We start from the raw sequence: 1302 nt of genomic DNA, 5'->3' as shown, positions 1-1302 counted from the left end.
AGCGGAAAGCGAACGACAGGCCGGGCAACATGTCGCTGATGCGCAACAAATCAAGAGCGATTGCGAGACGCTGGCGGATAACGTACGGCAAAACGCAGAGGTCGTTGCTGAAGACAAACTGCAGGTCGAAACACTGGCCACTCAGATTGAGGATACCGCCTCAGAAGTCAGACAGGATGCTGAAGCGGCAAAAAAGGCCGCATCCGATGCAGAGCAGGCCAAATCTGATATTGACGCCGCGTTATCTGCAACACTGAAAACGATGAATCACCTGTCAGAAATTGCAGCAGAGGGAGAAGAGGCGCAGCAGGAATCCCGAAACAATCTGGGACTAAAAAGTGCGTCTACAATGGAATCCCAGAGCGATATTTACGACCGCACCGAAGGTTGCCTTGCCATACCAGGTGCATTCGGCTTTGGTGCACTGTTTAAATATGGAGAGGAAATTAAATTCAGTGCCGAAAGGGGGCCGACCGAATTTTTACAGTGGGTACGTGAAACACCACCCGGGCGTTATCTTGTCAGCCAGTTCGGTGGCAGTAAAAAGAACCCCATAATTACTGGCCCCAGCACGCTGGTTTTTTCCGGCTATCTGGATATTGAAATTCGCACAAATACCACCCCGGAGAATCAGCAAAAAGAAACGAAGCAGGTAATTTTTAAAGGAATAAATGGGGAGAGTTATACAGCAAGAATTCACAGCGGTATCACCCCTGCAACCCTGCCTGACAGTTGGGAAAAAAAACTACTTAAGGTGGATGATTTTACGCGAGTATTGTATTCATGGACTGACTCATACTACAACCTCCCTGATATTGGAGGGCTTGTTCTTGCCGCATATACCGGAGATTCAGACAGCGAAAGCAAAAAAACGCTGATTCGTGGACGGTCATATTCCGGCTCAAGGCTTCGACAGGCGACGTTTTATGCGGATTTTCGTTCTTCAGGATTTGAATCAGGCCCCACTGCACTTGTAGGTGGAGCCGACCTTTCAGGCACTTATATTTCTTTATCCAGCACCGACTCGGTCAATGTCTACACAAGGGCTGTTGTAGGGCTGTTTATGAGGATTGCGTAATGCGAGTTATAAAAATTCTGAATCCACGTTATCTGGAATCTGGAGCGATTGACTGCGAAGTGCTTTTTGAAGGAATGGGGGAATTTGTTCCCTACACAGCCACATCAGAAGACACAGCAACAACAGGCCAGCGAGTCTGGCGGGAACTGCAAAGCGGCAAATGGGGTGAAATCGCCCCGTTCACCGTCACGCCGGAACTTATCGCAGCGGCAAAAGATGCCAAA

Annotated in this window: 1 protein-coding gene and 1 pseudogene; both read left to right on the top strand. The window is 48.9% G+C overall.

Annotated features, from left to right (window positions below; translation table 11 throughout):
* Window positions 1-1078, top strand: a 1078-nt coding sequence (locus EQY_RS26555) for a hypothetical protein (protein WP_000407662.1), incomplete at its 5' end; no start/stop codon positions are given.
* Window positions 1078-1302: pseudogene (locus EQY_RS0122790) on the top strand (DUF4376 domain-containing protein); the annotation flags it as partial. The gene EQY_RS26555 and the pseudogene EQY_RS0122790, both read left to right, overlap by 1 nt.

The sequence above is a fragment of the Escherichia sp. TW14182 genome, from assembly GCF_000208525.1.
GTDB classification, from domain to species: domain Bacteria; phylum Pseudomonadota; class Gammaproteobacteria; order Enterobacterales; family Enterobacteriaceae; genus Escherichia; species Escherichia ruysiae.
Note: the sequence above shows the minus strand (reverse complement) of the source record. Positions and strands in the feature narration are given on the sequence as shown.